Raw genomic sequence first — 24,650 nt, 5'->3', positions numbered from 1 at the left:
CTCAAATGTACACACGCCATGTAAGCGCTTACATGAAACCAGAATCTAGGTCTCACTTTAAGATTTGGCCTGCTCTTAACATTGTGTCATTGAAACAGACGTGTACTTACTTGAAGAGGACAACACAATGACAAATACAAAGCCTCTGCCATCACTTTCACTGGCGATAGCTCCTATCGCAGTAATGTTTGGCTTACTGGCAATTGGTTACGGCATGCTTGGACTGCGTATCGAACCACTACTTCTTGTCTCTGCCGCTTTTACAGGCTTCATCGCTTATCGCATGGGCTATAACTGGGATGACATCATGGGGGCGATTGTTGAAAAGCTCGCTAAAGCCATGCCGGTTATTCTTATCTTAGTGTCCGTGGGTGGCCTGATTGCCAGCTGGATGGTCAGTGGTACCATCCCCTACATGGTGTACTGGGGCCTAAAAGTCATCAGCCCTGAATATATCTTGATTGCAGCCTTCTTTGTGACCAGTGTCGTATCAGTATGTACCGGTACATCATGGGGCTCTGCAGGTACTGTTGGTGTGGCACTGATGGGTGTTGCTGCGGGCTTGGATGTATCCCTAGCTGCAGCGGCGGGTGCAGTGGTTTCTGGCGCTTATTTTGGCGATAAAATCTCCCCACTTTCAGATTCCACTAACTTTGCACCGGTTGTTTCTGGCACCACGCTTTATGAGCACATTCAACACATGCTCTACACCACACTACCGGGCTTTGTTATCGCTTCAGTCGTATTCTTCTTTGCTGGACAGCATGGTGATGTTACTGGTGTTGCCGAGCCACAAAAAGTGGTCGAGATCTTAGCGGGTATTGAAAGCCTCTATAACCTGAACATCTTGCTTGTCATCCCACCGGTGATGATCCTATGGGGAGCGTTAACTAAAAAACCGGTGATCCCACTGATGCTAACCGCATCGGCTATCGCACTTGGCCTAGGCATGATTTTCCAAGGCTTTAGTCTACAACAAGGCTTCCAAGCTTATGTTGATGGATTTAATATCAGCATGTTCAGTGCCAATGGCCACGCTATTGATACCATCATCCCTGATGTTTCCAAACTACTAAACCGTGGTGGCTTGTTCTCGATGATGAGCACAATCCTACTGGTATTCTGTGCGTTCGCGTTTGCCGGTATTCTAAGCCTAACGGGTGCACTCAATGTTGTACTGGGCCACTTCCTACACAAGATCCGCACCACAGGCCAACTAATTCTTTCTACCGTCATTGCCACCCTAACCGTTGTATTCACGACTTCTGATGGCAAGTTAGCGCTGCTTATCCCGGGTGAACTGTTCCAGAATGCTTATCGCAAGATGGGGCTAGATACCAAGAACCTCTCCCGTACTATCGAAGATGCCGGCACCATCATTGAACCGCTTGTACCTTGGACAGCAGCAGGTGTGTATATGGCTGGCACCTTGGGTGTATCAACCTTGGATTACCTGCCATGGGCTATTCAGTGTTATACCGGCGTGATCTTCGCCATCATTTACGGTTTCACTGGCTTTGGTATCGCTAAAGCGCCTGTGAATGAAACGCCAGAGAATAAAGAACAACAAGCAGAAAATCATTCAGCCGTTGCTGAAGCGAAATAAGGTAACACCATGACAATTACTTTCGACCAGATTCATGACCGCCGTTCTACTGGCTCTCTAAAATGGGATTTCATGACTGAAAAACTAGGGCTCGATTCCGAAGAACGCCTTCCAATGTGGGTATCAGATTACGACTTCCAAGCCCCACCTGCGGTACTGGAGGCCCTAAGTCAGCGCATTGATCATGGTATCTTTGGTTATGCCGAGCGTAACAACGAGTACTACCAAGCGATCATCAATTGGTACCAGCAGCAGCACGGGATCAACATTGATCAGGATTGGATCACATCAGTACACGGGGTGCTCCCGGGCTTATCGATGCTGATCCAAATGCTGACTAAACCCGGCGAGCAAGTCGTCATGCAAACACCAGGTTACGGCTCGTTCCGTAAAATCACTGAGCTGAATGATCGCGAGATCGTGACCAACCCGCTAGTCAATGACAAGGGCGAGTATCGGATGGATCTCAACCACCTTGAGCAGTGCTTTGAGCAAGGCTGTAAAGTGATGATCTTCTGCAATCCGCATAACCCAGTGGGAAAAGCCTGGTCGCAAAATGAAATAGTGGCACTTGCAGAGCTATGCGATCGCTATCAGGTATGGTTGCTGAGTGACGAGATCTGGGGTGACTTAGCCATGCCGAGCCATCAATACCACTCAGCACTATCGCTACCTGAGCATTTGCAGCAACGACTTATCGTTGCCACCGCAGCGAGCAAGACGTTTGGCCTGTCGTCGTTACGGATCTCCAACTTCATGATCCCAAATAGCGACGTTAAAGCTCAATTTGTTCGACGGCTCGATGCCCATGGCATGGATGTGTACAACAGTTTGGCGATGTGCGCAGCGACTACGGCCTATCAAACTTCAAGTGATTGGCTAAACGAACTCAAGCTTTATCTGCAAGGCAATATCGATACTTTAGCGACTTTTATTGAGCAAGAGCTGCCGGCGCTTCAGTTCCAGCCGCCACAAGCGGGTTACTTAGCTTGGGTGGACTGCAGCCAACTAGGTATGGATGATGCGGCGCTGGAAAAACGTCTGGTTGATGCAGGTATCGTTCCTAGCATGGGCATTGCGTTTGGTACTGAAGGTGCCGGCTTCATTCGCTTGAACCTAGGTTGTCCGCGTGACACCTTGCTTGAAGCTTGCCATCGTTTGAAAGCGGCATTGGTTGAGTAAACCTTTACCCTACCTATAGCGTAATCATTCTCATAATCAGCAAAACCCGATGAAGGATCTGACCAAGTCAGATCCTTTTTTATGGCAGATAGAATAACTACGATATGTGTTCGAAAAAAACTATCCGTATACTTTCAGTGCCGACTAAAATGTCGGCCTACTTTCATGAAGCAAGTCCGCTAACGGCTGCCTGAATGGCTAACTTTTCCGATTAGATTGAAAATCATAATCGCGCACAACACTGGCGACACGGATCCTGAACTTGTCAAAAAATGCTTCCTTTCCTTGGTGCTGCGCTTCTTTATGTTCAGCAAGATTACGCCAGCATGCTACCGACTCTTCATCACGCCAGAATGATAACGAGAGTATCTTGGACTCATCACTCAGGCTTTTGAACCGCTCGACAGATATAAACCCGTCGATTTGTTCTAGCATCGGCTTAATTGAAGCGGCGATGTCGATATAGTCGTCCTTCTTATCCTCAAATACATGAACTTCAAAAATTACAGCGATCATTGTTTGTGTTCTCTATTGGGAAATAAATATGTCTTTCTTGTGGAATAACAAGCAGTTCGTCCTGCAACGTTTTACACCAAGTAATGGCTAACTCAGCCAATGAGATATAACAGTCTGTTTTGGCATTTTTCTTAACAAGAGTAAGGTAATGCAAAGCCCAAATAAGTAAGTGCTTTTCAAGCAATTCTTTCGTCGATGCCCTATTTCGCTCTTCCAGTAATTGAGAAACCACCAGCAGCATCAAACCAAAGTGATCTTCAGGCTCAAATTGACCTGTGCCAATGTACAAATTGTGCCTCCTAAGAAAAGAGCGATACAGCGCCGTCGACTCGTCAAACAGTTCTCGATTTTGACCAAGGTATACGGAACCCCACGGTGGGGCAGGCATTTCACCCGCCCCGGCAAATAGGGTTAAGTAGTCGCTCTCGAGCTCATCAGCTTTGGTTGCAGCAAACAAACCGATTACTCTTTGCAACTCTTCATAATCATTTGAATCAAGGTGGTACATACTACGTTTAACGATATTTTGTACTTCATCGCTTGCTGGAGAGTAATAAAACAGTGCGCCAATAATTCTTGAGATAAAAGCTAGGTTTTCCATTTTGTTACCATGTAGTGGGATACTTAGGTGCTGCCAGTCACTCAACTGGCAGCGTTGCTAAAAGAGACGTTGATGGATCAATTCATAAAAATATGCCCGACCAGCAAGCTCGGACAACAAGATCATCACGACCCCTGAAGCTATATAGCCTGTGCCACCTTTTGGCCTTGCCAGCATCGGGAACAACCACAAGAAGCCCCCACACGCCAGCAGCCCATACCTCAGCCACATTAGATATTGCGTACTCGCAACATCCTCCATGTTAGCCAGAGTACCAATGTGTTGCTGATGACTGCCGATAACGATAAATACCAAAATTATGCTTACAGCAGACATAATCCGTAGCAAAACACTCTCTATGTCATAAAAAGCAGTAAGCAAACTCACAGTGCCCACCCCCATTACACCAGCCGTAGCGAAAAACTGCAGCGGTGTTGTTACGTGATACCATGCCTCAACCGTCTGAATGTTATAGACACGGCTGATGGCATACACCATCAACATACCGCTCAATGCGCTGATCATAGGCATCATTGGCTTTGTCGATAATGGATGCTCTTTAAGTTTCAAACCAATCAGCAACGTGATAGCCGCACCGAATAATGAAACGGTTACGATCTCAATACTCAATGGCGAACCATGGAACAGACCAGATATCACATTCATTGCTCGAATTGGCTGCCCTAGGTGGGTTAAAGAAGCTATCCCGGCAATGCCCAGTAAGGTAAGCACACTAATATAACCCGGTAGAAATATTCGCTGTCTATCATGGTTACCTAAGTAACACCCTAATAAAGCCAACATCAAGGCCGTACCGGCGGCGGCTTGTGCAAGAACAGTAAAGAAAACTAAAGATAATTCTTCCACCCTACACCTCCATTTTATTTTGTAAGTTGCCTGTATTATCACCACAAGGTCTGGCCTTTCGGTTCGAGCCAATTATCAGTGACGGCTTAGTCTTCTCTGGTTCAGGCAGTGGCGCAATGCCGGCTAAATTTCCGTATTTTTCTCTTAAATTTTCAACGGTATCAAACTCAATGGCCCGCATCGGACACGCCTCTACACACACCGGCTTTCGACCTAATGGAATACGCTCAAAACAGCCATGGCACTTACTCATCACTTTTTTGTGGGTGTCATATTGTGGTGCACCGTATGGACAAGCCATTTCACAATATCGACAACCGATGCAGACATTCTGGTCAACCACGACTAGACCGTCTTCTTTGCGCTTGTGCATAGCGCCTGTAGGACACGCCTTGGTACATGCTGGCTTCTCGCAATGGTTGCAAGAAATGGACAAATAGTAAGCAAAAATATCCGGGTGCCATCCGTCTCCCGTTTTCGCCCAATTACCGCCTTCATATTCATTAACACGGCGAAAATTAACACCTAGGTCTAAATCATAAAAATCCTTGCACGCAATCCTGCAAGTATTGCACCCGGTACACTTACTGGTATCAATGTAGAAACCATATTGTTTATTTTTCATCTATTAACCCTTCCATACCTTAATTTCTACCAAGTTCGTATGTTGAGGGTTCCCTTTGGCATAAGGTGACGGCCTTCCATAATAGGTTAGAACGTTGATACAGCCGCCACGGTCCAGCCCGGACTTATCCGGTCGGTACCAGGAGCCTTCTGGAATGGCGCAGACACCCGGCATCATGCGTGACGTGACTTTGGCGGGGATCAATAGACGTCCTTTATCATTAAAGACTTCTACCTGTTGGTCATGCTGAATCCCCCTAGCTTTGGCATCAATAGGGTTAATCCAAATTTTGTCTGGCAACGCTTCACGTAAAATATCGACATTGTCATAGCTAGAGTGAACACGTGATTTCGTGTGATACCCGACCATTTGCAGTGGATATTTCTCTGCTAGAGGATCATCGTATCCCCGGTAGTTCCTCACGTATTCTGGTAAAGGCTTGATCACGTCCCCTTCTGGCAGTTCCCAAGTCTCCGCCGCTTTTGCCATTTCCTGCGAGTAAATTTCAATTTTTCCTGAAGGCGTTTTTAGGGGATTAGCAACCGGATCTTCACGGAATGACTTAAAGGCAATCGGTGGTTCGCCTGGGTTCGGGAATTTAATGATCCCTTGTTGCTGGAAAGTCTTTAAATCAGGTAGATTTGGGAGCGTTTTCGCAGCATTCTTGTGAATCTGCTCAAGCCACTGCCGCTCTGTCTTACCTTCGGTGTATTCCTTTTCGATCCCAAGACGTTTGGCAAGCTCGGTACAGATTTCATAAATGTTCTTACATTCGAACATCGGCTTAATCACTTGGCTGCAGTATATGCGGTAATCCATATTTCCCGAGTTACCAGGCGCAGCGATATCTTCCCGCTCTGCCGTGGTCACATCTGGCAATAGGATGTCGGCAAACTTAGCGCTAGGTGTCATGTGGTTTTCAATAACCACAATCATTTCACACTGAGTGTCATCCTTGAGTACCTTATAAGTATTGTTAATATCCGAATGCTGGTTGCTGATGATGTTACCAGCATAATTCCAGAAAAATTTCAGCGGTACACCAAGCTTATCTTTACCACGTACGCCATCTTTTGTTGCCGTCATATTCACACCATCCTGGATCATCTGCATCCAGGTAAAGACGGAGATTTTGGCTTTGACCGGGTTTGTCAGGGTCGGAAACTCAGGGTAACCACTCCTAAAGTTACTTTCGGTATTCCCAGAATTTCCCCCTTTGATGCCAACATTGCCGGTAAGCACGGCCAACATTGCGATGGCACGACAACTTTGCTCCCCATTGGCCTGTCGTTGCGGGCCCCAACCCTGGGTAATATATGCTGGTTTTGCCTGAGCAATTTCTCTAGCCAGTTTTACGATCCTATCTGCGGGGATCCCCGTGATAGCTTCAGCCCATTTGGGTGTTTTCTCTATACCGTCCTCTCCTTTACCAAGGATGTAGGATTTATAATCGGCATTAGCAGGAGCGCCATCAGGTAATGTTTTTGAGTCATAGCCCATGCAGTATGTATCAAGAAATCCTTGATCGACTAAGTCTTCAGTGATCATCACATGTGCCATACCAGCAATAAAGGCTGGATCGGTACCGGGCCTGATAGGAACCCATTCATCTTCTTTGGTTAGGCAGGTATCGGTATAGCGCGGATCGATGACGATCATACGAACCTTTCTGGTTCGCCTTGCTTGCTCTAGGTGGTACATAACGCTACCACCACTAGTGCGGGTCTCTGCCGGGTTATGGCCAAAGATCACTAACAAGTTAGTATTTTGAACATCGGTGATGCCATTGCCAGTACGCTGGCCAAACATCGCAGGAAAAGCTGTCCTTATTTGTGCAGTACTATACGTGCCATAATGATCAAGCCATCCGCCCCAAAGGTTCATTAGGCGTGCAAACTGCGATGTCGCCGGTGGCGAAGAGGATGCCAACGTGGCTCCCATCAAGCCAGTCGCGCGGTTTATATAAATGGCTTCGTTGCCATAGGTCTCCTTAACCTCAACCAACTTTTCGGCGATGGTGTCTAAGGCTTCCTCCCATGATATACGCTTGAAACGCCCCTCACCGCGCTCACCAACACGCTTCATGGGGTATTTCAATCTATCTACGTTATATATACGTTTCCGGCTTGAACGACCTCTCAAACAGGCTCTCACCTGATGGTCCCCGTAGTCATCATTGCCTTGGTTATCCGTTTCAGAACGGACAATGATCCCGCCTTCAACATGGTATTTCAACGGACAGCGGCATTGGCAATTCACCATGCAACTACTCCATACCGTCTTACTAGGTTGATGGGGCGAATTCGCCACCTTGTCATTGGCAACACTGCAAAAAGGCAACGATATCCCTCCTGCAATAGCCCCCAAGCCGCCTAATACGGCACTGTTTTTCAGTAGAGAGCGTCTACTTAGCGTGGGGTTTAAATCATGTTTATTGCTCACGGCTTTTTACCATTTAGTTTTTGATTGAAGTCAAATAGATTTGTGCTCTTAAGCCCAATAATTGGGATCAAGATAAAGTCTTTATTGGTGATGAATGTATTAATAATGGTGGGAGCGTGATACTGCGTTCTGTGCCAAAATATGTTGCTGAGCGGACAGACAAGAAAAACAGTGATTGTCATCACTCAAAGTATGGGTATAGGAATGAAAGAAGAGTTTCTGGAAATTGATAACGTATCGCCAGAAGAACATGATCGAAGAGAGGCGTTTATCAAAGCCTTCAATAAAAATGTTGTTGCCCTTATGTGGGATTACTCCAACAATTATTTATTGGATTGGCATATCCATGATTATGTCCAACTCCTCTACCCTTCAACTGGGGTGATCACCGTGAGAACGGAAGATACTGTCACAGTACTAACACCGCGGCAGGCTCTTCTTATTCCTGCAGGTATCTCACATCGGGTGAAGATGAATGGGAATGTAGAAATGCGCAGTCTCTTTATGCGCAATAAAGACGTCAGCTCGCTTAGCCTTGTCAAGGTAGCCCCCATGCTCAGAGAAATGCTGAGACATGCGGTCAACCTAAATCAAAACTATTGCGAAGGCAGTGCTGAAGAAAGACTGATGGATGTGATACTTGAACAAATCGACATTGTCCACGGCTTACAGGTAACACTACCTCGACCAAGCGATGCTGGTATCCGGTGGATTGAAAAAGAGCTACTGGCTAACCCGCAAAATGACAAGACATTCGAGGAATGGGCCGAGTTTCTCTGTACCAGCAGTAGAACCCTGAGAAGGCGCTTTCAGCAAGACATAAGCCAACCGTTCAGGTATTGGCGAACCCAAATACGGCTCTCTGTCGCTTTGGAAAAATTAGCAACTGGCCAGTCAGTTAGCCAAACAGCTATGGATGTCGGCTTTTCTAGTGAAAGTGCTTTCATTGCCACATTCCGGAAAGAGTTTGGTATTACCCCCAAACGCTACTCAGCCGAAGTATCCCACTAGACCATATTGTTACCTACCTCAAAACGAGCCTTAGCAGTGACATGGTATGCCATCACTATGATAGTTACGAAATTGTGGCACGCTTCTTCGCTTGTGTAGTTTGTGAGAACCTTCCTAAGCTTGATGCTAGTGATTCCTACCGCTTTACTGCTATTTGGATAATTGGTTTACATTGAATAAGCAAGACGCATTATCAGTATCAATCTGTTTATGCGTCTTGTTGCTCCATGCTAATGTTTATCAGTTAAATCAAACCACTATTAATCGGAATCAACGCACCAGAAAGTTGGTGCCTTGTCGGCTGGCTGATATCAATCATAATGCCCGCCATTTGCGCTGGGTCGACAAAATTGGCAGGATCGATATCAGGTAACCCCTTGCGATTTACTTCGGTATTGATAATGGTCGGTAATACGGCATTAACAGAAATATTGGTATTAATTAATTCTGCCGCAAGACTTTCAACCAAACCATTCAACGCCATTTTTGAAGCCATATATGGACCAAAACCTGCACCAATAAAGCGTGATGTATCCCTCGCTGAAGCAAACACGATACTACGGCGATTTTCACCACGCATAACAGGTACCAGTGCTTTTGACGCACTCCATGCAGTCTGGAAGTTGGCATTAAACAAACGTGCCACCTCTTCGGGCTCTACATGTACCCAGTGATTCCAAGAAAAAACACCTGCACAATGGTAATGAGCTTCAATACTACCCAGGTATTCAATCGCTGAGCCAACCATACTTATCGCCGATTCGGGGGCAGCCAAATCACCAAAGACTATCTTAATGGCTCCTGGATATTTTGCCTCTAAAGCTGACGCTCTTTGTTCATCACCAACTCTTGCGAAACCGACAAGTTTTGTACCTTCTGAAATCAATTGTTCAATGATTTTTGTTGCCACTTCAGAAAATGGCGCTGCAACTGTTGCTGTTTTAATCATGCTATACCCTTTTTTTCAGCAGTATATATGATTCGCTTTTGCTAAGGCCGCAAAGCTATTTTGCTTTCTGTGCTGTGAGGTTACCAATGCACGTAAAGGTGATGAAGGATACGATCCTACAAACCGGATATCTGAAATCACACCACCAATGATAAATTTATGCCCACTTACTGAGCTGAAGAACTTCACTATAAAGAAGAATTAAGATGATGCTATCAATACCTCATGAAATATCGTTTGGTGAAATTTACTTGCCTCCGTTACTTGTTGTCATGACACTGGCATATTTAATGGCAATTGCCGTATCACAATTCTTCGGAAAGCTTGGCTGGCACAAATATATTTACTCACCAGCGATCGCTGAATTTTCTCTTATGGTTATTTTTGTCAAGTTATTCAGCAATTTCATCGCAATCGTATAACAGTCAGGTCTTATTATGTTTAAAAAACTATTTTTTACGATCCCCTTAGTTGCGTTTGCGGGATATATCTTACTTAACAGCATTGACCAAAGAGGCCAATCCCCTTGGACCCGAGATGCTCAAGTACGTGCGCATGTTATTCAGATTACCCCACGTGTAACAGGCCCTATTATAAATCTTGCCGTTTATGATGATAGCGAGGTGAGGAAAGGCGATGTGTTATTCGAAATCGATCCAAGCATCTATCAGGCAGATCTAGAACAAGCACAAGCCAAAGAACAACAAGCTCAGGCACAATTAAAAAAAGCTAAGAATGAAGAGAGCCGCTCTCTGGCTTTATCTCGTCGACAGCCTGGGTCAGTACCCGTATTGAATCTCAATAACCTGAACATTGCGGTAAAAACAGCTCAAGCTAACCTAGCAGCTGCAAAAGCAGTAGTGAACGAAGCCAAGCTCAACTTAGGGTTCACCAAAGTGGTTGCCCCAACTGATGGCTATATCACCAACTTAAACCTTCGAGAAGGTACCCAAGTCGTAGCTAACCAACCTTCGGTCGCGCTAATCGACAAACATAGCTTCTGGGTTGAAGGCTTTTTTAAAGAAACCGACCTACGAAATATTAATCAAGGTGACACGGGGTTAATTACCCTAATGATGCATCCTGATCAGCCTTTTGAAGCCAAAATCTCCAGCATTGGATATGGTATATCCCAGCAAGATGGCAGTACAGGCAATGCCTTACTACCTAATGTGAATCCCAACTTCGAGTGGATTCGTCTTGCCCAGCGTATACCAGTAAAGTTTCATTTCGAAATTCCAGATAGTGGCATCCAGCTACGAGTTGGCACAACAGCATCGGTAAAAATTGTCGGTGACAAGAGAGAGTAGCTATGTTCAAACTCAATGCGGCATCTAAAGAAGCACTCAAAGTTGCAATTGCGTTTACATTTTCCATTGCGCTCGCCATTGCCTTTGGGTGGGAGAAACCCTATTGGGCGGCAATAACCGTTGTCGTCGTTGCCGCAAATGACAACTACAACACGGCAATAAAACACGGTCGGAATAGACTGCTAGGAACAGTATTGGGAATTGTTTATGCAGTTTTGACTGTACACTTTTTTGCCCAGGATAGAGAGTTCTTTATTCTATCCCTACTCGGTTTCTCTGCCTTTTGTGTTTATATGTCTGGCTGTGAGCGCTATGGCTATGCCTTTAAAATGGCGTTTACCGTCGGCGTTATCATTGCTGCGATGGGACAGTTCAACAATACAGCGACATTTGGCTTTGCGGTATTGAGGATTCAGGAAACAATGCTTGGCGTATTGGTCTATTCTGTCGTATTCCAAGTAATCTGGCCAAAGAATACAGAGACGTTTTTGATAAGCCAGATACAACAAGAGATTGATTCTCAGATAAAACAAACACAGTCCCAATTAGCAGCACTGTACTTGGGTCAGTCACCCGTATCCTCGGGTTTTGATATTTCTCGTAGCGAAAACCTGAAACAACTGGTGACCCAAGCAATCAATGACAGCCCTCGGATTTACTCAGAAGGGATGACATGGCGTAAATCTGTTGCTTACCTAACTGATAACAAAGAGCTTCAGCCTTGCCAAACCACAGAGGAAAAAGCCAACGAACTCAAACATCACTATGGGGTACTTAAGGCTTTCAGACACAGCCTGCTGTCAGGTGATATGAAATATATCAGTGAGATAGAAGCCGTTTCTAACATGAAACCTGTTTCGATCAGAACAACATTCTTTGCCAAGGTTAAGCGTTCCTTATGTCATGATTACAGCAAGCGCATAATATATGTTTTGCGAGCACAAGCTACATTAATAACAAGCTATGCAATGTGGATTTATTTACCGACACCAGCAGGAATATTGTTTCCGCTGATTGCATCAAGTTTAGTTAATGCACTGTATGACGTACCCTCAATGTATTTCAAATATACATTCATTGGCATTTTAATTTTCAGTGCTGTAATTTTACTTGAGTTCATATTTTTGATGCCTGCATTTACGGAGATATATGAACTTGCGACATTTTACTTTATCAATATCTTTGTAATTTGGAAGTTATTTTCCAGCCCACAACTTAGCGTATTAAGAGTATTAGGAGGCAACTTGTTAGTGGTTATGACGATGTCGGCAATGTATTTATCGCCTGTGTACACCATTACTCAGTCACTCAACACTCTGATATTTATATTCATCATTTTAGCTATTGTTCGATTTTATACCCTGCTAACTGAAGAGATTAGCTCATCATTAAAATTTGAAGCAGCATAGATATTTATTTTGATAAGTTGAAAATACTGACTTTCAACTTTGCTCATTTTCCAATCATAAAATTTGGTGCACTCACCATAGCTCTATATAGCAGTCATTAACTATGAATATTATTACCTATGAAATTTCGACATTAATGTCGTTCACGTTTGCGATCTTACTCTTGTTTATTGGTAAAGGCCTAATTGAACGTTTTGAAATATTGCAAAGATACTCTTTCCCAGAACCAGTGATCGGTGGCTTCGTATGTGCAACCTCGGTTGCCCTACTCTATTACCTAGTCGGTATCGAAGTGTCTTTTTCGCTCGAAGTTCGGGATTTCTTGCTACTGTATTTCTTTGCGGGCATTGGCCTACAGGCAAAAATCAACACCTTATTGAAAGGTGGCAAGCCTCTGTTCTTCTTGCTCATTCTTGCCGCCAGCTTTATCTTTCTGCAAAATATTGTCGGTATGAGTGTTGCTTCTCTGTTCGGTCTTGATCCTAAAGCTGGCCTGCTATCTGGCTCTGTCAGTTTGGTAGGCGGTATAGGCACAACGCTGGCATGGGCACCAACTTTTGTCAAAGATCTGGGCATTGCCAACGCAATGGAACTGGGTGTAGCCTCAAATACCGTCGGCTTGATTACAGCCTGTGTCATTGGCGGCCCAATTGCAAATTACCTGCTGAAAAAACACAAACTTGCACCATCAAAAGATACAGACCTGACGATAGGCTCGCAGCTGAAAGAAGCGCAAAAAGTAGAACTGAGCCATTATGCCGTTTTGTGGGCTTGGGCATGGTTAAATGTCACGATCACTATTGGCTACAGTATCGACAAACTTCTCAAGGCTAGCGGGGCTAATCTTCCTTTATTCGTAAGTTGTCTGCTGGCAGGGATCATCGTAGGTAACATCGGTCGAGTGTTGTTTACCAAAAATAAAACCCAGGCTAAGATTGCTCAAGGTCAGAAAGGTTTAGCTATGATTTCTGACATTTGCCTAGGTATGTTTTTAACCATGGCACTAATGGGCCTGAAGCTTTGGGACTTGGAAGGACTATTTGGCTATATCTCAGTGATTATGTCCGCACAAATCCTGCTATCGATAGCATTCACTGCCACTGCCGTTTACTACCTGATGGGACGAAACTATGATTCAGTTGTCATTTGTGCTGGCTTCGGCGGCATCACTCTGGGCTCAACAGCAACGGCGATAGTCAATATGACTGCTGTAACAGGAAAGTATGGTTCCAGCCCACAGGCATTTATTGTCGTACCTCTTGTATGTGGTTTTTTCATTGACATTATTAATGCCTTAATGATCGGCTTCTTTGTCGGTATTTAAGTCCTAATACATAATATTAAATAGGTCGTTGTTAACGGCCTATTTTTATTTATAAGTATTAAAAACAAGCTTGATATTCATCTCGCCATAAATATTTGGTGGATACCGTCCTACATAAGCGATTACGTTATTTTTTGAACTCAGCATATTATATGTACCAACGAAGCGCAGTGATTCACTCCAAAAAGTCGCTTCAATTTTTAGCTCAATATACATTCTGAAATTCCCGGAGATAGATAATGAAAAAGTTTACTGTTGCATCTACATTTGCCCTTGCTGTTATGGCTGCATCACCCGTATTAGCAGCTGATACAGATTACTTTATCGGTGCAGGTGTAGGTTATCAAAATGACCATATCTCTCATGACCAAAATGGTGAAGATGTAACGACTCAACTTCGTGGTGGTGCGATTATTAATGAACATCACCGTGTCATGGGGACATACAGCTACATGGACAAGTCAAAGCAAAACACTTTACTTGCTTCTTATGACTACTTAGTCCCTGTACATAAAGATATCAATGTCTTTGCCGGTGTTTCAGCAGGTGTTGCGAACAGCCATATCAACCACCGAAGTTCTACTGACTTTGTTTACGGTGGCCAAGTCGGTGCGATGTATAAAATCAATGAGAACTGGTCTACTGATCTAACATACCGCTACCTAGATCAAGACTACGATAAAAATGACACTAAGGTCGAGAACTCCCAGCAGGTAGTTCTCTCTGTTGACTACCATTTCTAACAGCGAAACATAGACTGTGAATTTAACACCACTAAGGAGGGCTTCGGCTCTCCTTTTCTTATTCCCATCCTATAACATTCCCTCTTCATTGCTTTTTACCTCGCTCTTGTCTTCCCTTCCTTTATTATTAAGTCAAAATAAAATTTAGTAAAATCCTATAAGAATCAACAATACAATCCACTTAAAACACGCTACAGAAACAAGCCATAAAACATGAAGTAACAAAATATCACCCTATCAAAAACCAGATACTGTCTCGATATATTTTTAATGATGGGTTCAGTCCTACATAAGCGATTAAGAATATTCATCAACTCATCATATTATAGATTCCAACGAAGCGCAGTCATTCACTAAATAAACGCTTCAAACATTAGCTCAATATACATTATGAAAATTTCCGGAGATAGATAATGAAAAAGTTTACTGTAGCATCAACGCTTGCCCTTACGGTTCTGGCTGCATCACCTGTATTCGCAGCTGATACAGATTACTTTATCGGTGCAGGTGTAGGTTACCAAAATGACCATATCTCTCATGACCAAAATGGTGAAGATGTAACAACTCAACTTCGTGGTGGTGCGATTATTAATGAACATCACCGTGTAATGGCGACATACAGCTACATGGACAAGTCAAAACAAAACACTTTACTTGCATCTTATGACTACTTGGTCCCTGTACATAAAGATATCAATGTCTTTGCCGGTGTTTCAGCAGGTGTTGCGAACAGCCATATCAATCACCATAGCTCTACTGACTTTGTTTATGGTGGTCAGGTAGGTGCGATGTATAAAATCAATGAGAACTGGTCTACTGACCTAACATACCGCTACCTAGACCAAGACTACGACAAGAATGACACTAAGGTCGATAACTCCCAGCAAGTAGTTCTCTCTGTTGACTACCACTTCTAAGACAGAATGATAAATGGGGAAGCAATGCTTCCCTCTTTTTTATCTTCATAAAACCAACAGATGAACACACTAATATAATGTTTATCCAATTTATCTTAATAAATTTATGAAATGATATAAAATAAAGGTAGATAAAATGAATTCTATTTATCCATTTGAATATAATCTTGATTCTGAAGACTATAACAACCTATCTTCAGTCTTTCATCAACATGTAGAAAACGAGGGTTTTGAGTATAAAAGAAGTTATACAGACAACTTACTAAGCTACTTCATGACAGACTTAAGCATTGATACCCTCAAATGCTCCCATAAAAATAAAATTGAATATAGAAATGACTTTGAAATGCTTAACGACCCTATTTTTAATCACCAATACTCAATGATTAAAGATTACAATGTCAATTTTAACGGTATCACGACGCCCTCTTTATACTGTGAATTACATAGTTTGTTCGAAGTATCACTGTTGGATATCAGAGTTTCAAGTTCTGTCATCAAAATTGATTATGTTGAAACACCTTTTGATTCAAATGATATCTGTACCGCATTAGAGTGTCGACTCTCAACGCTAATCACTAAGCATACAACTGCAGATGTTAGTATTCAAACCGAACACAATAGCGATGTAAAAATGGCTAACAACAAGGTTGTTATAGATAAACATGCGATGGTCAGTGTAATTTATCACAACAATATCATTGAGATAGCAGAGGATATTAATAATGTTGTTAACAGCCTGAGCCAAAAGTTCCAATTTCAATATAACCTTCTGCATGAACATGAGGTTGAAATTGATGAGTTAAAGTATTTCAATACCAACAACAGCTATAAAAACCATAACATACCCATTTTGAAAAAATTTATAAAACGCAAATGATATGGCGCATATTCTTTCGAATCGATACAGAATACAAGATCTAACAACAAATAAAGAGGAGTTAAAAAAACAGTTTCGCTGGGACACGATTAATGCTATCACGTATAAAATTGGCGGCCTCCTCTTTGTTATTGGTAGTTTTTTCTTATTTCCGGCTCGCTCTGAACACGCAAGTACAGGAGGCGCCATTTTCCTCACCGCCTCACTGCTTTACTTAATTGTGAACGTACATGATTTGCTTGAAATCAGGCGATACTGGAAATCACAACCAACTCACAATCTGCAGTTAAAATTGGAGTATTTTGCGGGGATCAGCTACCTACTCGGCACACTCTGTTTCGTTTGTGGCAGGATATGCTCATTTTCAACTGTTGGCTTATCTGTTACTGGTACTTGGCTTTTCATCAGTGGCAGTATCTTGTTTGTGTTCGGAGCACTATCAAATGTCTTGCTCATTATTAAGGAGAGCTCTGTACAACAGTTACAACTCATGAACCTCACAGCAATTTGCTTTGTTATAGGCTCCTTGCTGTTTGCTTTAGCGACTATCCCCTACCTATGGCGTTTTGAGTCTGCAAAGGATCAACTAACAATATTCAACTTCGTCGCCTGGCAGTACATGCTGGGAAGTAGCTTATTTTTTCTAGGTGGCATATTCAATTACTTCCGTTCATATCTTTTGATACAGGATGCTATATCAAGATGAAGGAAAAACCTTATACCAACACAACATTCCTTATTTGGACATTAGCCCAATGAATTTTAGTTATGAACAACTGCAAGCTTTCGTCTCCGTCTGTGAACACCAATCATTCAGTAAAGCAGCAGTGAGTCTAAAAAAACATAGAACGACCATCGGACAGGTGATCACAAACCTTGAGGATCAGCTCGCAATAGCGCTGTTTGAACGAGCAGGTCGTTCAGTGATACCGACAGACGATGGTAACTTGCTATACCTATATGCTAAGCAAGCCGTTGAACAAGCAAAAACGTTCAATAAGGTAGCACTAAGCCTTGCATTTGGTGGGCTCGAAAACATCACTATCGGTTATACCAGCTTCATTCCACATCCGGCTTTGGCAAAAGTCCGGGCCAAATTGCTTGCAGATTTTCCAACGATGAAAGTTAATTTTATGGTGATGAACAAACACGAAATCGTTCACGCACTGCATGATGGAACTATCCATATCGGTTTAACCCTAGGTAAGAACTCTCAGGCCATAGACAGCTTGGACTACACCTTTTTAACCTACGCAAGGTTTAAGGCATTTGTTCATAAAGATAGCCAGCTGGCCAAGCTCCCAAAAGAAAAAGTGCTTAGTGAACTGAAAACCAGTCGCCAGTTTGTCCTGAAATCACTGATCGACGAAGGACTTGGAAGCAGCACTATTTTTTCGCCAGATTATGAAGTAATTGAGCAATTATCATTAATTATCAAATTTATTCGTGAAGGTCTAGGGTGGGCATTTCTACCTCAATCAGTCATAAAGTCGGCCTACGCCACTGATTGTTTTGTTGAGTTAGTCATGGATGAAATAAAGCTAGAACCTCAAGTGCCACTTGTGCTTCTCTGCCCCCACTCTAAGCAAATCAGTAACATCAAACGCTCCCTGATAAAATTGATTGAATAACTAAATATTAGCTCCTTAAGGCATCGTTTTATATTGACGTATGAATGATTCCATCCTACAAACACGATTAACCAGTATTTGCTAGCATTGATAATATCAATATCAAGCCAAGGGGGCTTCTTTAATTCAATTCTTTGTTAAGAGATTAAACATGAAAAAACTGTCAACGTTTATTATTCCAGCTCTACTCATTGCAAGCACATCAGCATTCGCCTCGTTAGACTTACATTTTGCAACGGAGCAAGATGCGACTTGGGTGAAAGTCACCGATAATGGTCAACCTGTCGCAAATGCAACCATTACAACTGATTATACTGGTGATAATGAGTTCATTACTGATGAAGAGGGTAAAACATATATCTTCATCAATGCTCTTCATTCAAGCAGTGTTGATTTCACTGCCGTTGATATGAAGGGACAAACGGTTTCAAAGAAACATTATATAAAAGAAGAAAAGTAACAAAAAACACACGAAGGCCTTTTCGCCATTTAACTTTTCATTGAATGGTAAAAGGCCAGCGTAATCCACAACAACATTCCTCACCATAGCCCCCCCCAGATAACACAGATTATATCTGAATATCATATTGTTGTTCTTTATTTCTCTTTGCAATAAGACAGTCAATAGCAAACTTACGCGCAGCCAAACCTCTATCGCAATCGCTCTTGGTAAGACTTTTATCTCATCGACGTCTTACTTCTCATTGGTACATTTTAACAAATTCAGCGATTGCCGTTTGAATGGACTCTTTAATATCTGTAATCTCGTTGGAATAAGTACACCACATTGCAATAGGAACCACGATATCATCCTTGAACTCATCAAACTTAAGTTCTTTTAAACCATCAATCGAACTCTCATTCACTGACACTCTGGGTAATATCCCCCACCCAATATCTTCCTTAACAAGTTTCACCATCAGCGCCATGCTGTCCACCAAATCATAATTCGCGGATAAAATGATTTTCTGGGCCATGTCATCTTCAATCAAAGATTTAAGAACCAACTGACGTGTTGTTTTCAGCTTGGCAAATATCAAGTCTGCTGAGGTATCAGCCAAATCACTATATTTTGAGCAATATATAGAAAAACTGATATTTCTTAAAAACGTAGCATCCATGTTTGTGATGACCCTTCGCGCGTCAACATTAACGAAACCAATATGAAAGCTTCCGTTCTCTATGCCTTCCCTAATCTCTTCTCTTGCCCGAATAAAAAAATTCACTTTAAGTAGGGGATACTCCTCTGCGAGTGCATCACGCACCGCAACAAGCACATTATTAGGAACAAAACTGGTGTATGCGATACTGATTTCTTGCAAATGACCGGAGGACAAACTCATTGCTACTTTGTTCAATGCCGACGCTTGCTCAACCACCAATTTGGCGTAATGATATAGCATTTTTCCTGCATCTGTAGCCTCAACACTACGGCCAACACGCTCAAAGAGAGGGATAGCCAAATCATCTTCCAAATTACCAATGACCTGGCTGGTTGTTGTTCTATGTTTTCCCAACTGAGTAGCCGCTTTACTGAACGATTTCGTTTCAAAGACTGCCACAAAGGTTGTAAGTTGTTCTATGCTAAAGGTCACAACTGCTTTCCCTTTTCAAATCATTTTTTAACAGTAGCACCAATTTTCATATTCGCTTTATCACCTTCAATGAAAACGCCCAGAGTTGATTCCAACTCTGGGCGTATAACCTTCATTTGATATTCGCTCTTACAAGGTTAACCTAGCAGCTATTATCGGGACAAAAGTGGTCACAATATAAGCTACAAATAACTCAGTTAAATCAACGGATGAAAAGTGAATAATTGATGCAAGTAAACACGCTGTGTATACCCACTTAGTGATGATATTGGTTCTCGCTAAAGAACTAGGTGCAAAATCACCTAACTGCTTTGCCCTATAACTCGCCATTTGCATGCCAAGTTGAGTTGGCAAGATGGTCAAAATAACACCTAGCAGTACTGACTTAATATGAATATCGCTACCTATAACAAGACTCAAAAACACAGTCCCCAACCCGACAATGGTCTGAGATAGAAACACGCCTTTCGCATAGTGCTGGATATCATCATTCGTGAAATCAATCATAGCTATACCTCCCCGTTACTTCATGTTGTCTTCTAGCGAATGAAACTGATAAAACCCTGCAAAATAATGAGGTTTACCATATCGATGAAAAATGCCCCTACAATAGGGATAACAACAAATGCCTGTGGGGACGGCCCATACTTATTAACCAGCGTGCCCATGTTCATTACCGCTGTTGGTGTTGCGCCCAACCCAAAACCGCAATGCCCTGCCGAAATAACCGCTGCATCATAGTTTCTCCCCATCACTTTGAAGGTAACGACATAGGTAAATACCGCTAATATCACCGTCTGTACGATAAGGATGATCAAAAATGGAATAGCCAAATCAAAGATGTTCCAAAGCTTGAGATTCATCAATGCCATAGAAAGAAACAAGTACAGTGACACGGTTCCAATAATATCTGTCGTTTCGGTATCAAGATGGTTTGCTTTAACTCCATCTAAAACATTTGTTATCACGACACCAATAAACAACGCGTAAACAAAATCAGGGATCATCAGCCAATCAATGGCCAGTTCAGTGACATATTGATGGAGATATTTTGCCCCTGTGACACAAAGCATGATCATAAACAGGTTCATGATCACCTTTTGCGCGGTGACACGGTCTAGCTTGGTATCCATGTATGTGATTATGTCTGACTGCTTTTCGCTACCGTTTTGCTCCCTATCTTGTTGCCCTACTTCTTCACTGATTAAGTGGTTTCGTTGGATCAGGCGCTTCCCTACAGGGCTACCGATTACCCCTCCCATGACCAAGCCAAAAGTTGCAGCAGCCATGGCAATTTCCAATGCATGCTCAATACCAAAATTATCGGCAAACGTCTGTGCCCAAGCAGCCCCCGTCCCATGGCCCCCAGATAGTGTGATAGAGCCTGCAATCAGCCCCATTAAAGGCTCTAAACCTAACATTGCAGCCAAACCGACGCCTACACCATTTTGTACAACGATATATGCAGAGGCGACAGCCAGGAATAAAAACACTTTCACGCCCCCTTTAGCGAGTTGCTTGAAGCTCGCTGCCAGCCCAACAGTACTGAAAAACATCAACATCAGGGTATTCTGCAATGGAAGTTCAAAGTCAACTTGAACCCCTTGGAAATGCAAGAAAGTGATAATGCAGGCAACAACTAAGCCGCCTATTATTGGCTCAGGAATACTAAAACGACGAAGCATCGTTACATGTTTATTTATAATCAAACCCAATATCAGTACACAAATTGCGATCAGAAAGGATTCAAGCACACCGATAGAAATAATTGATTCCATATTACATTAGCCTGTTAACTACTCATAATTTGTAAGCACATTAATATGCCGATAATTTTCCGGCATACCTGCTTACATGAAGACTTTCATCAATTGAAAACCAGTAACAATTTGAAAAGGTTTTATACTCGCGAATAAAAACGTCATTAAAGAGAAGATGACAACAGGTATAGTTTGTTTTGATAAAGTACTTATAATTTTCATTTAGTTTAATCAGGCTATTTTATTTATTTTGAATTTCTTGCTTGGATTGACAATCCCATCTTGTGCGGCGATAGTTTGCAACTCCCATTCATTACACTGATACGTTTTGTCTAAAACCGCGTAGCTCGCATTGTTACATTGTTCAAATGCCATTCGAGCATCATGGGTAGAAAGATAACTCCCCGTAAATAATGAAGATATCAGATCACCAACACCCACTGGTTGCTTGGTAAATGGCAAATATGGCCTTTCAGCCAACCACACCCCGCCTTCGGTTGCCATCATCATAGTGAACATATCTGCTGAGCCACTATTTAAGTGCTTAACCAAAACAACCTTTGGCCCTTTCTCTAGAGTCAACTGACAAGCTCGAATTGCGTCTTTAATTGTGTTGATATCAAAACCAACGAATTGTGCCAGTTCATATTGATTTGGCACGATGACATCAGCAGTCGGCATCACATCATTAATGAGCGCTTCTGCAACACCGGGCGCGACAATACACCCTTTTTCAGGATCGCCCATGACAGGGTCGCAAACATAGATAGCGTTAGGGTTGTGACGCTTAACCCTTTTTACCGTTTCCATCACAGCCATACATTGCTCAGAATTTCCCTGATAGCCTGAAAGTACCGCCTCACACTGTTGTAGTTTTTCGATGTTTTCAATTCCATCAATCAATTGGGTAATGTCATTGGCGTTAAACGCTCTTCCCGTCCAGCCTTCTTTATATTGGGTATGGTTAGAAAATTGCACTGTATGAATAGGCCAAACATCAAATCCCATCCGCTGAAGTGGAAACACCGCAGAGCTGTTACCTGCTTTTCCATACACAACATGCGACTGGATAGAAAGAATGCCAGACATATTACCACCTATATATACGTTAAGTTTTGAGACGCTTAAATCAGCCCTCACTTGAATGGGCATAGATTAGTTAACTAATGAATATTGTAATAATCGTGTTTGAATGATTAAACCCTTCACTGTTAGTGAGAGTAATTATTGTAGGGTGCCATCCATCAAAAGAGATTATTGATACTTCAAAACCACGTATATTATCTTTCACGAACCGGAGCACAGGACAATGTCTAATTCGCTCCTCCTTTTATTCTTAGCTCTATAGCACTGAATATTTAATTTGAAACAATTTAATTGGTAAAAGCGATGAGTATTATTCAAAACTTAATTAGTAGCTCACCATTTATCGCCCTATTTTTAACATTAGCTTTTGGTTACTTAATCGGTAAAATTACAATTGGCCGATTTGTACTAGGTGGTGTTGCAGGTACCCTATTAGTAGGTGTATTGATTGGGCAGTTTGGTGTACACATTGACCCGGGCGTAAAAAGCATTTTCTTTGCTCTCTTTATTTACGCTGTTGGATTCCAGGGCGGCCCGCAATTTTTCGGCGCGCTCAACTTCAGAACTGTCAATATTCTTATGTCGGCAGTAGTCATGACAGTGACCGGTTTATTATGTGTGCTTGCTGCAGCTTATATCTTCGACTTAGATCGTGGTACAGCAGCAGGCCTTGCTGCAGGTGGTTTAACCCAGTCAGCCATTATTGGTACAGCCGGTGACGCTATTTCCAAGCTGGCAGGCCTATCTGATGACGCTATTCAGTTGATGCAGACTAACGTCGCAGTTGGTTACGCCGTCACCTACATTTTCGGCTCATTGGGCCCTATTCTGATGGTTACTTGGATTATTCCAACCATTATGAAATGGGATATCCGCGGTGAAGCCATCAAATTAGCAGAAAAGGTATCAGGTGGTCAGCCAGAGCTAGGCCCTGGGGAGTTCAATGCCCTGACAGATCTTGTGACCCGTGCTTACCTAGTTGACACCAAGAGTAGCTTGCAAGGTAAAACAGTTGCTCAAGCGAATAAAAAGCTGATTGATATCGCTATTGAAGTGATCGAGCGTGACGGCAAAAGCCTTGATATCGACAATTTCCTTCCAATTCAAAATGGTGATGTCGTTATTGTTACAGGCCGTCGAGACCAAGTACGTGAATTTGCCCTAGAGATTGGCCGTGAGGTGCCAGTTCCTAAAGGTGTCGAATTAATCGAAGAAAACCGCCAGCTAATTGCGACCGATTCGAAGCTAATTGGTAAAACGCTTACACAAGTAAAAAATGAAACCAATGCCGATGTCGCCCGTGGCGTATATATCACTGGTTACCAGCATGCAGGCAATAACATCAACATTACCCCTGATTTGGTAGTGAAGAAAAATGATGTCATCCAGTTAACTGGTTCTGCTAAAGACATTAACCGCGTCGAGAAAAACATCGGCAAACGCCTTGGATCTGCATTTGTCACCGACTACGTATTCTTCGGCCTAGGTATGGTACTAGGTCTGCTGATCGGCATGATCAGCTTCAAGATTGCTGGTATTCCGGTCACTATCGGCTCTGGTGCAGGTTGTTTGATCTCAGGCCTAATGGTTGGCTGGTTACGTAGCCGTAACCCTCGAGTGGCTTCATTCCCAATGGGGGCTGCGAACTTTATCCGTGACTTTGGTCTTGCTGTATTTGTTGGCATCGTTGGCCTTGAGGCTGGCCCACAAGCGGTAGTCGCAGTAAAAGAAAACGGTTTAAGCCTATTGTTACTCGGTGTCGCGGTAACCATGATTCCACAACTCGTTTCTTTCTTCTTCTCTTACTACGTGTTGAGGATCAGAAACCCAATTGAAGCACTTGGCTGTGTATCTGGTGGACGCAGTGCAAACCCGGCTTTCGCAGCACTATTAGAGAAAGCAGGGAACTCAACACCCGTATTCACCTTCACAGTAACTTACGCTGTAGCAAACGTATTACTGACACTCTGGGGCCCAATTATCATCGGCATCATTACCAAAAACGCCGGTATGTAACCCGGCTTATTCAGACAAAACATTAACTCAACACTTACGAGTGTAATTGGGTCGGCCAATTACACTCTTCAAAGAGAATAAAATTATGACGACTGAAACGACAACAATCGACTTTTCAAAATTTGCAGACCTAAGCCCATTTGAACTGAAAGACAAATTGATTGAAGTGGCACAAACGGT

24 protein-coding genes are annotated in these 24,650 nt (G+C 42.8%); 14 read left to right on the top strand and 10 right to left on the bottom strand.

Annotated features, from left to right (window positions below; all coding sequences use genetic code 11):
- Nucleotides 1-127 precede the first annotated feature (127 nt).
- Entirely contained in the window at nucleotides 128-1,606 is a 1,479-nt protein-coding gene (gene nhaC / locus ACVA58_RS19900) for a Na+/H+ antiporter NhaC (protein ID WP_446512112.1), read from the top strand.
- Nucleotides 1,607-1,615: 9 nt separating this feature from the next.
- On the top strand, nucleotides 1,616-2,788 hold the full coding sequence (locus tag ACVA58_RS19895) for a MalY/PatB family protein (RefSeq protein ID WP_446512111.1): 1,173 nt from the start codon (nucleotides 1,616-1,618) through the stop codon (nucleotides 2,786-2,788).
- Between the two features lie 198 nt (nucleotides 2,789-2,986).
- Here the strand turns inward: ACVA58_RS19895 and ACVA58_RS19890 are convergent, their stop codons facing one another.
- From ACVA58_RS19890 to ACVA58_RS19870, 5 genes are read right to left on the bottom strand one after another with little or no spacing between them, the layout of a single operon-like run.
- Complete coding sequence (locus ACVA58_RS19890) at nucleotides 2,987-3,304, bottom strand: antibiotic biosynthesis monooxygenase family protein (protein WP_446512110.1); 318 nt, start codon at nucleotides 3,302-3,304, stop codon at nucleotides 2,987-2,989.
- Complete coding sequence (locus ACVA58_RS19885) at nucleotides 3,285-3,905, bottom strand: molecular chaperone TorD family protein (RefSeq protein ID WP_446512109.1); 621 nt, start codon at nucleotides 3,903-3,905, stop codon at nucleotides 3,285-3,287. Before ACVA58_RS19885 ends, ACVA58_RS19890 begins: the two co-directional genes overlap by 20 nt.
- A gap of 57 nt (nucleotides 3,906-3,962) precedes the next feature.
- The gene (locus tag ACVA58_RS19880; protein WP_446512108.1) at nucleotides 3,963-4,772 is read right to left on the bottom strand and encodes a dimethyl sulfoxide reductase anchor subunit family protein; all 810 of its coding nucleotides are present in this window, start codon (nucleotides 4,770-4,772) and stop codon (nucleotides 3,963-3,965) included.
- Nucleotide 4,773: 1 nt separating this feature from the next.
- Complete coding sequence (locus tag ACVA58_RS19875) at nucleotides 4,774-5,397, bottom strand: DMSO/selenate family reductase complex B subunit (RefSeq protein WP_446512107.1); 624 nt, start codon at nucleotides 5,395-5,397, stop codon at nucleotides 4,774-4,776.
- A gap of 3 nt (nucleotides 5,398-5,400) precedes the next feature.
- Complete coding sequence (locus ACVA58_RS19870) at nucleotides 5,401-7,839, bottom strand: DMSO/selenate family reductase complex A subunit (protein WP_446512106.1); 2,439 nt, start codon at nucleotides 7,837-7,839, stop codon at nucleotides 5,401-5,403.
- Nucleotides 7,840-8,043: 204 nt separating this feature from the next.
- Between ACVA58_RS19870 and ACVA58_RS19865 the strand changes: the two genes are divergently transcribed.
- Complete coding sequence (locus ACVA58_RS19865; protein WP_446512105.1) at nucleotides 8,044-8,850, top strand: AraC family transcriptional regulator; 807 nt, start codon at nucleotides 8,044-8,046, stop codon at nucleotides 8,848-8,850.
- A 244-nt stretch (nucleotides 8,851-9,094) separates the two neighbouring features.
- On the opposite strand, the gene ACVA58_RS19860 is transcribed toward ACVA58_RS19865, so the two are convergent.
- A complete protein-coding gene (locus ACVA58_RS19860; RefSeq protein ID WP_446512104.1) occupies nucleotides 9,095-9,799 on the bottom strand; it encodes an SDR family NAD(P)-dependent oxidoreductase in 705 nt (234 codons plus the stop codon).
- Between the two features lie 206 nt (nucleotides 9,800-10,005).
- Here ACVA58_RS19860 and ACVA58_RS19855 point away from each other — a divergent pair, with 206 nt between their 5' ends.
- From ACVA58_RS19855 to ACVA58_RS19810, 10 genes are all read left to right on the top strand, one after another.
- Entirely contained in the window at nucleotides 10,006-10,221 is a 216-nt protein-coding gene (locus ACVA58_RS19855) for a DUF1656 domain-containing protein (RefSeq protein ID WP_446512103.1), read from the top strand.
- Nucleotides 10,222-10,236: 15 nt separating this feature from the next.
- Nucleotides 10,237-11,109: an HlyD family secretion protein gene (locus ACVA58_RS19850; RefSeq protein WP_446512102.1), complete on the top strand. Its 873-nt coding sequence runs from the start codon at nucleotides 10,237-10,239 to the stop codon at nucleotides 11,107-11,109.
- 2 nt (nucleotides 11,110-11,111) lie between these two features.
- Nucleotides 11,112-12,518 carry an FUSC family protein gene (locus tag ACVA58_RS19845; protein ID WP_446512101.1) on the top strand — a complete coding sequence of 469 codons (1,407 nt, stop codon included), beginning with the start codon at nucleotides 11,112-11,114 and terminating at the stop codon, nucleotides 12,516-12,518.
- Between the two features lie 103 nt (nucleotides 12,519-12,621).
- Nucleotides 12,622-13,842 carry a sodium/glutamate symporter gene (gltS, locus tag ACVA58_RS19840; RefSeq protein WP_446512100.1) on the top strand — a complete coding sequence of 407 codons (1,221 nt, stop codon included), beginning with the start codon at nucleotides 12,622-12,624 and terminating at the stop codon, nucleotides 13,840-13,842.
- 239 nt (nucleotides 13,843-14,081) lie between these two features.
- On the top strand, nucleotides 14,082-14,585 hold the full coding sequence (locus ACVA58_RS19835; RefSeq protein ID WP_446512099.1) for a porin family protein: 504 nt from the start codon (nucleotides 14,082-14,084) through the stop codon (nucleotides 14,583-14,585).
- Nucleotides 14,586-14,998: 413 nt separating this feature from the next.
- A complete protein-coding gene (locus tag ACVA58_RS19830; RefSeq protein ID WP_446512098.1) occupies nucleotides 14,999-15,502 on the top strand; it encodes a porin family protein in 504 nt (167 codons plus the stop codon).
- A 136-nt stretch (nucleotides 15,503-15,638) separates the two neighbouring features.
- Nucleotides 15,639-16,382 carry a hypothetical protein gene (locus tag ACVA58_RS19825; RefSeq protein WP_446512097.1) on the top strand — a complete coding sequence of 248 codons (744 nt, stop codon included), beginning with the start codon at nucleotides 15,639-15,641 and terminating at the stop codon, nucleotides 16,380-16,382.
- A gap of 1 nt (nucleotide 16,383) precedes the next feature.
- Complete coding sequence (locus tag ACVA58_RS19820; RefSeq protein WP_446512096.1) at nucleotides 16,384-17,088, top strand: YrhK family protein; 705 nt, start codon at nucleotides 16,384-16,386, stop codon at nucleotides 17,086-17,088.
- 49 nt (nucleotides 17,089-17,137) lie between these two features.
- Entirely contained in the window at nucleotides 17,138-18,013 is an 876-nt protein-coding gene (locus tag ACVA58_RS19815; protein ID WP_446512095.1) for a LysR family transcriptional regulator, read from the top strand.
- 151 nt (nucleotides 18,014-18,164) lie between these two features.
- On the top strand, nucleotides 18,165-18,473 hold the full coding sequence (locus ACVA58_RS19810) for a hypothetical protein (protein ID WP_446512094.1): 309 nt from the start codon (nucleotides 18,165-18,167) through the stop codon (nucleotides 18,471-18,473).
- Nucleotides 18,474-18,714: 241 nt separating this feature from the next.
- On the opposite strand, the gene ACVA58_RS19805 is transcribed toward ACVA58_RS19810, so the two are convergent.
- From ACVA58_RS19805 to pdxY, 4 genes are all read right to left on the bottom strand, one after another.
- The gene (locus tag ACVA58_RS19805) at nucleotides 18,715-19,608 is read right to left on the bottom strand and encodes a LysR family transcriptional regulator (protein WP_446512093.1); all 894 of its coding nucleotides are present in this window, start codon (nucleotides 19,606-19,608) and stop codon (nucleotides 18,715-18,717) included.
- Nucleotides 19,609-19,737: 129 nt separating this feature from the next.
- Nucleotides 19,738-20,115, bottom strand: a complete 378-nt coding sequence (locus ACVA58_RS19800) for a hypothetical protein (RefSeq protein ID WP_446512092.1) — start codon at nucleotides 20,113-20,115, stop codon at nucleotides 19,738-19,740.
- A 32-nt stretch (nucleotides 20,116-20,147) separates the two neighbouring features.
- Nucleotides 20,148-21,386: a sodium/glutamate symporter gene (gltS, locus tag ACVA58_RS19795; protein WP_446512091.1), complete on the bottom strand. Its 1,239-nt coding sequence runs from the start codon at nucleotides 21,384-21,386 to the stop codon at nucleotides 20,148-20,150.
- A gap of 213 nt (nucleotides 21,387-21,599) precedes the next feature.
- Entirely contained in the window at nucleotides 21,600-22,457 is an 858-nt protein-coding gene (gene pdxY / locus ACVA58_RS19790; protein WP_446512090.1) for a pyridoxal kinase PdxY, read from the bottom strand.
- A 300-nt stretch (nucleotides 22,458-22,757) separates the two neighbouring features.
- Between pdxY and aspT the strand changes: the two genes are divergently transcribed.
- Entirely contained in the window at nucleotides 22,758-24,470 is a 1,713-nt protein-coding gene (gene aspT, locus ACVA58_RS19785; protein WP_446512089.1) for an aspartate-alanine antiporter, read from the top strand.
- Nucleotides 24,471-24,650: the final 180 nt, after the last annotated feature.

The sequence above is a fragment of the Photobacterium sp. DNB22_13_2 genome (genome assembly GCF_052873915.1).
The sequence above is the reverse complement of the archived record's forward strand: the minus strand, read 5'-3'. Positions and strand labels throughout refer to the sequence as shown.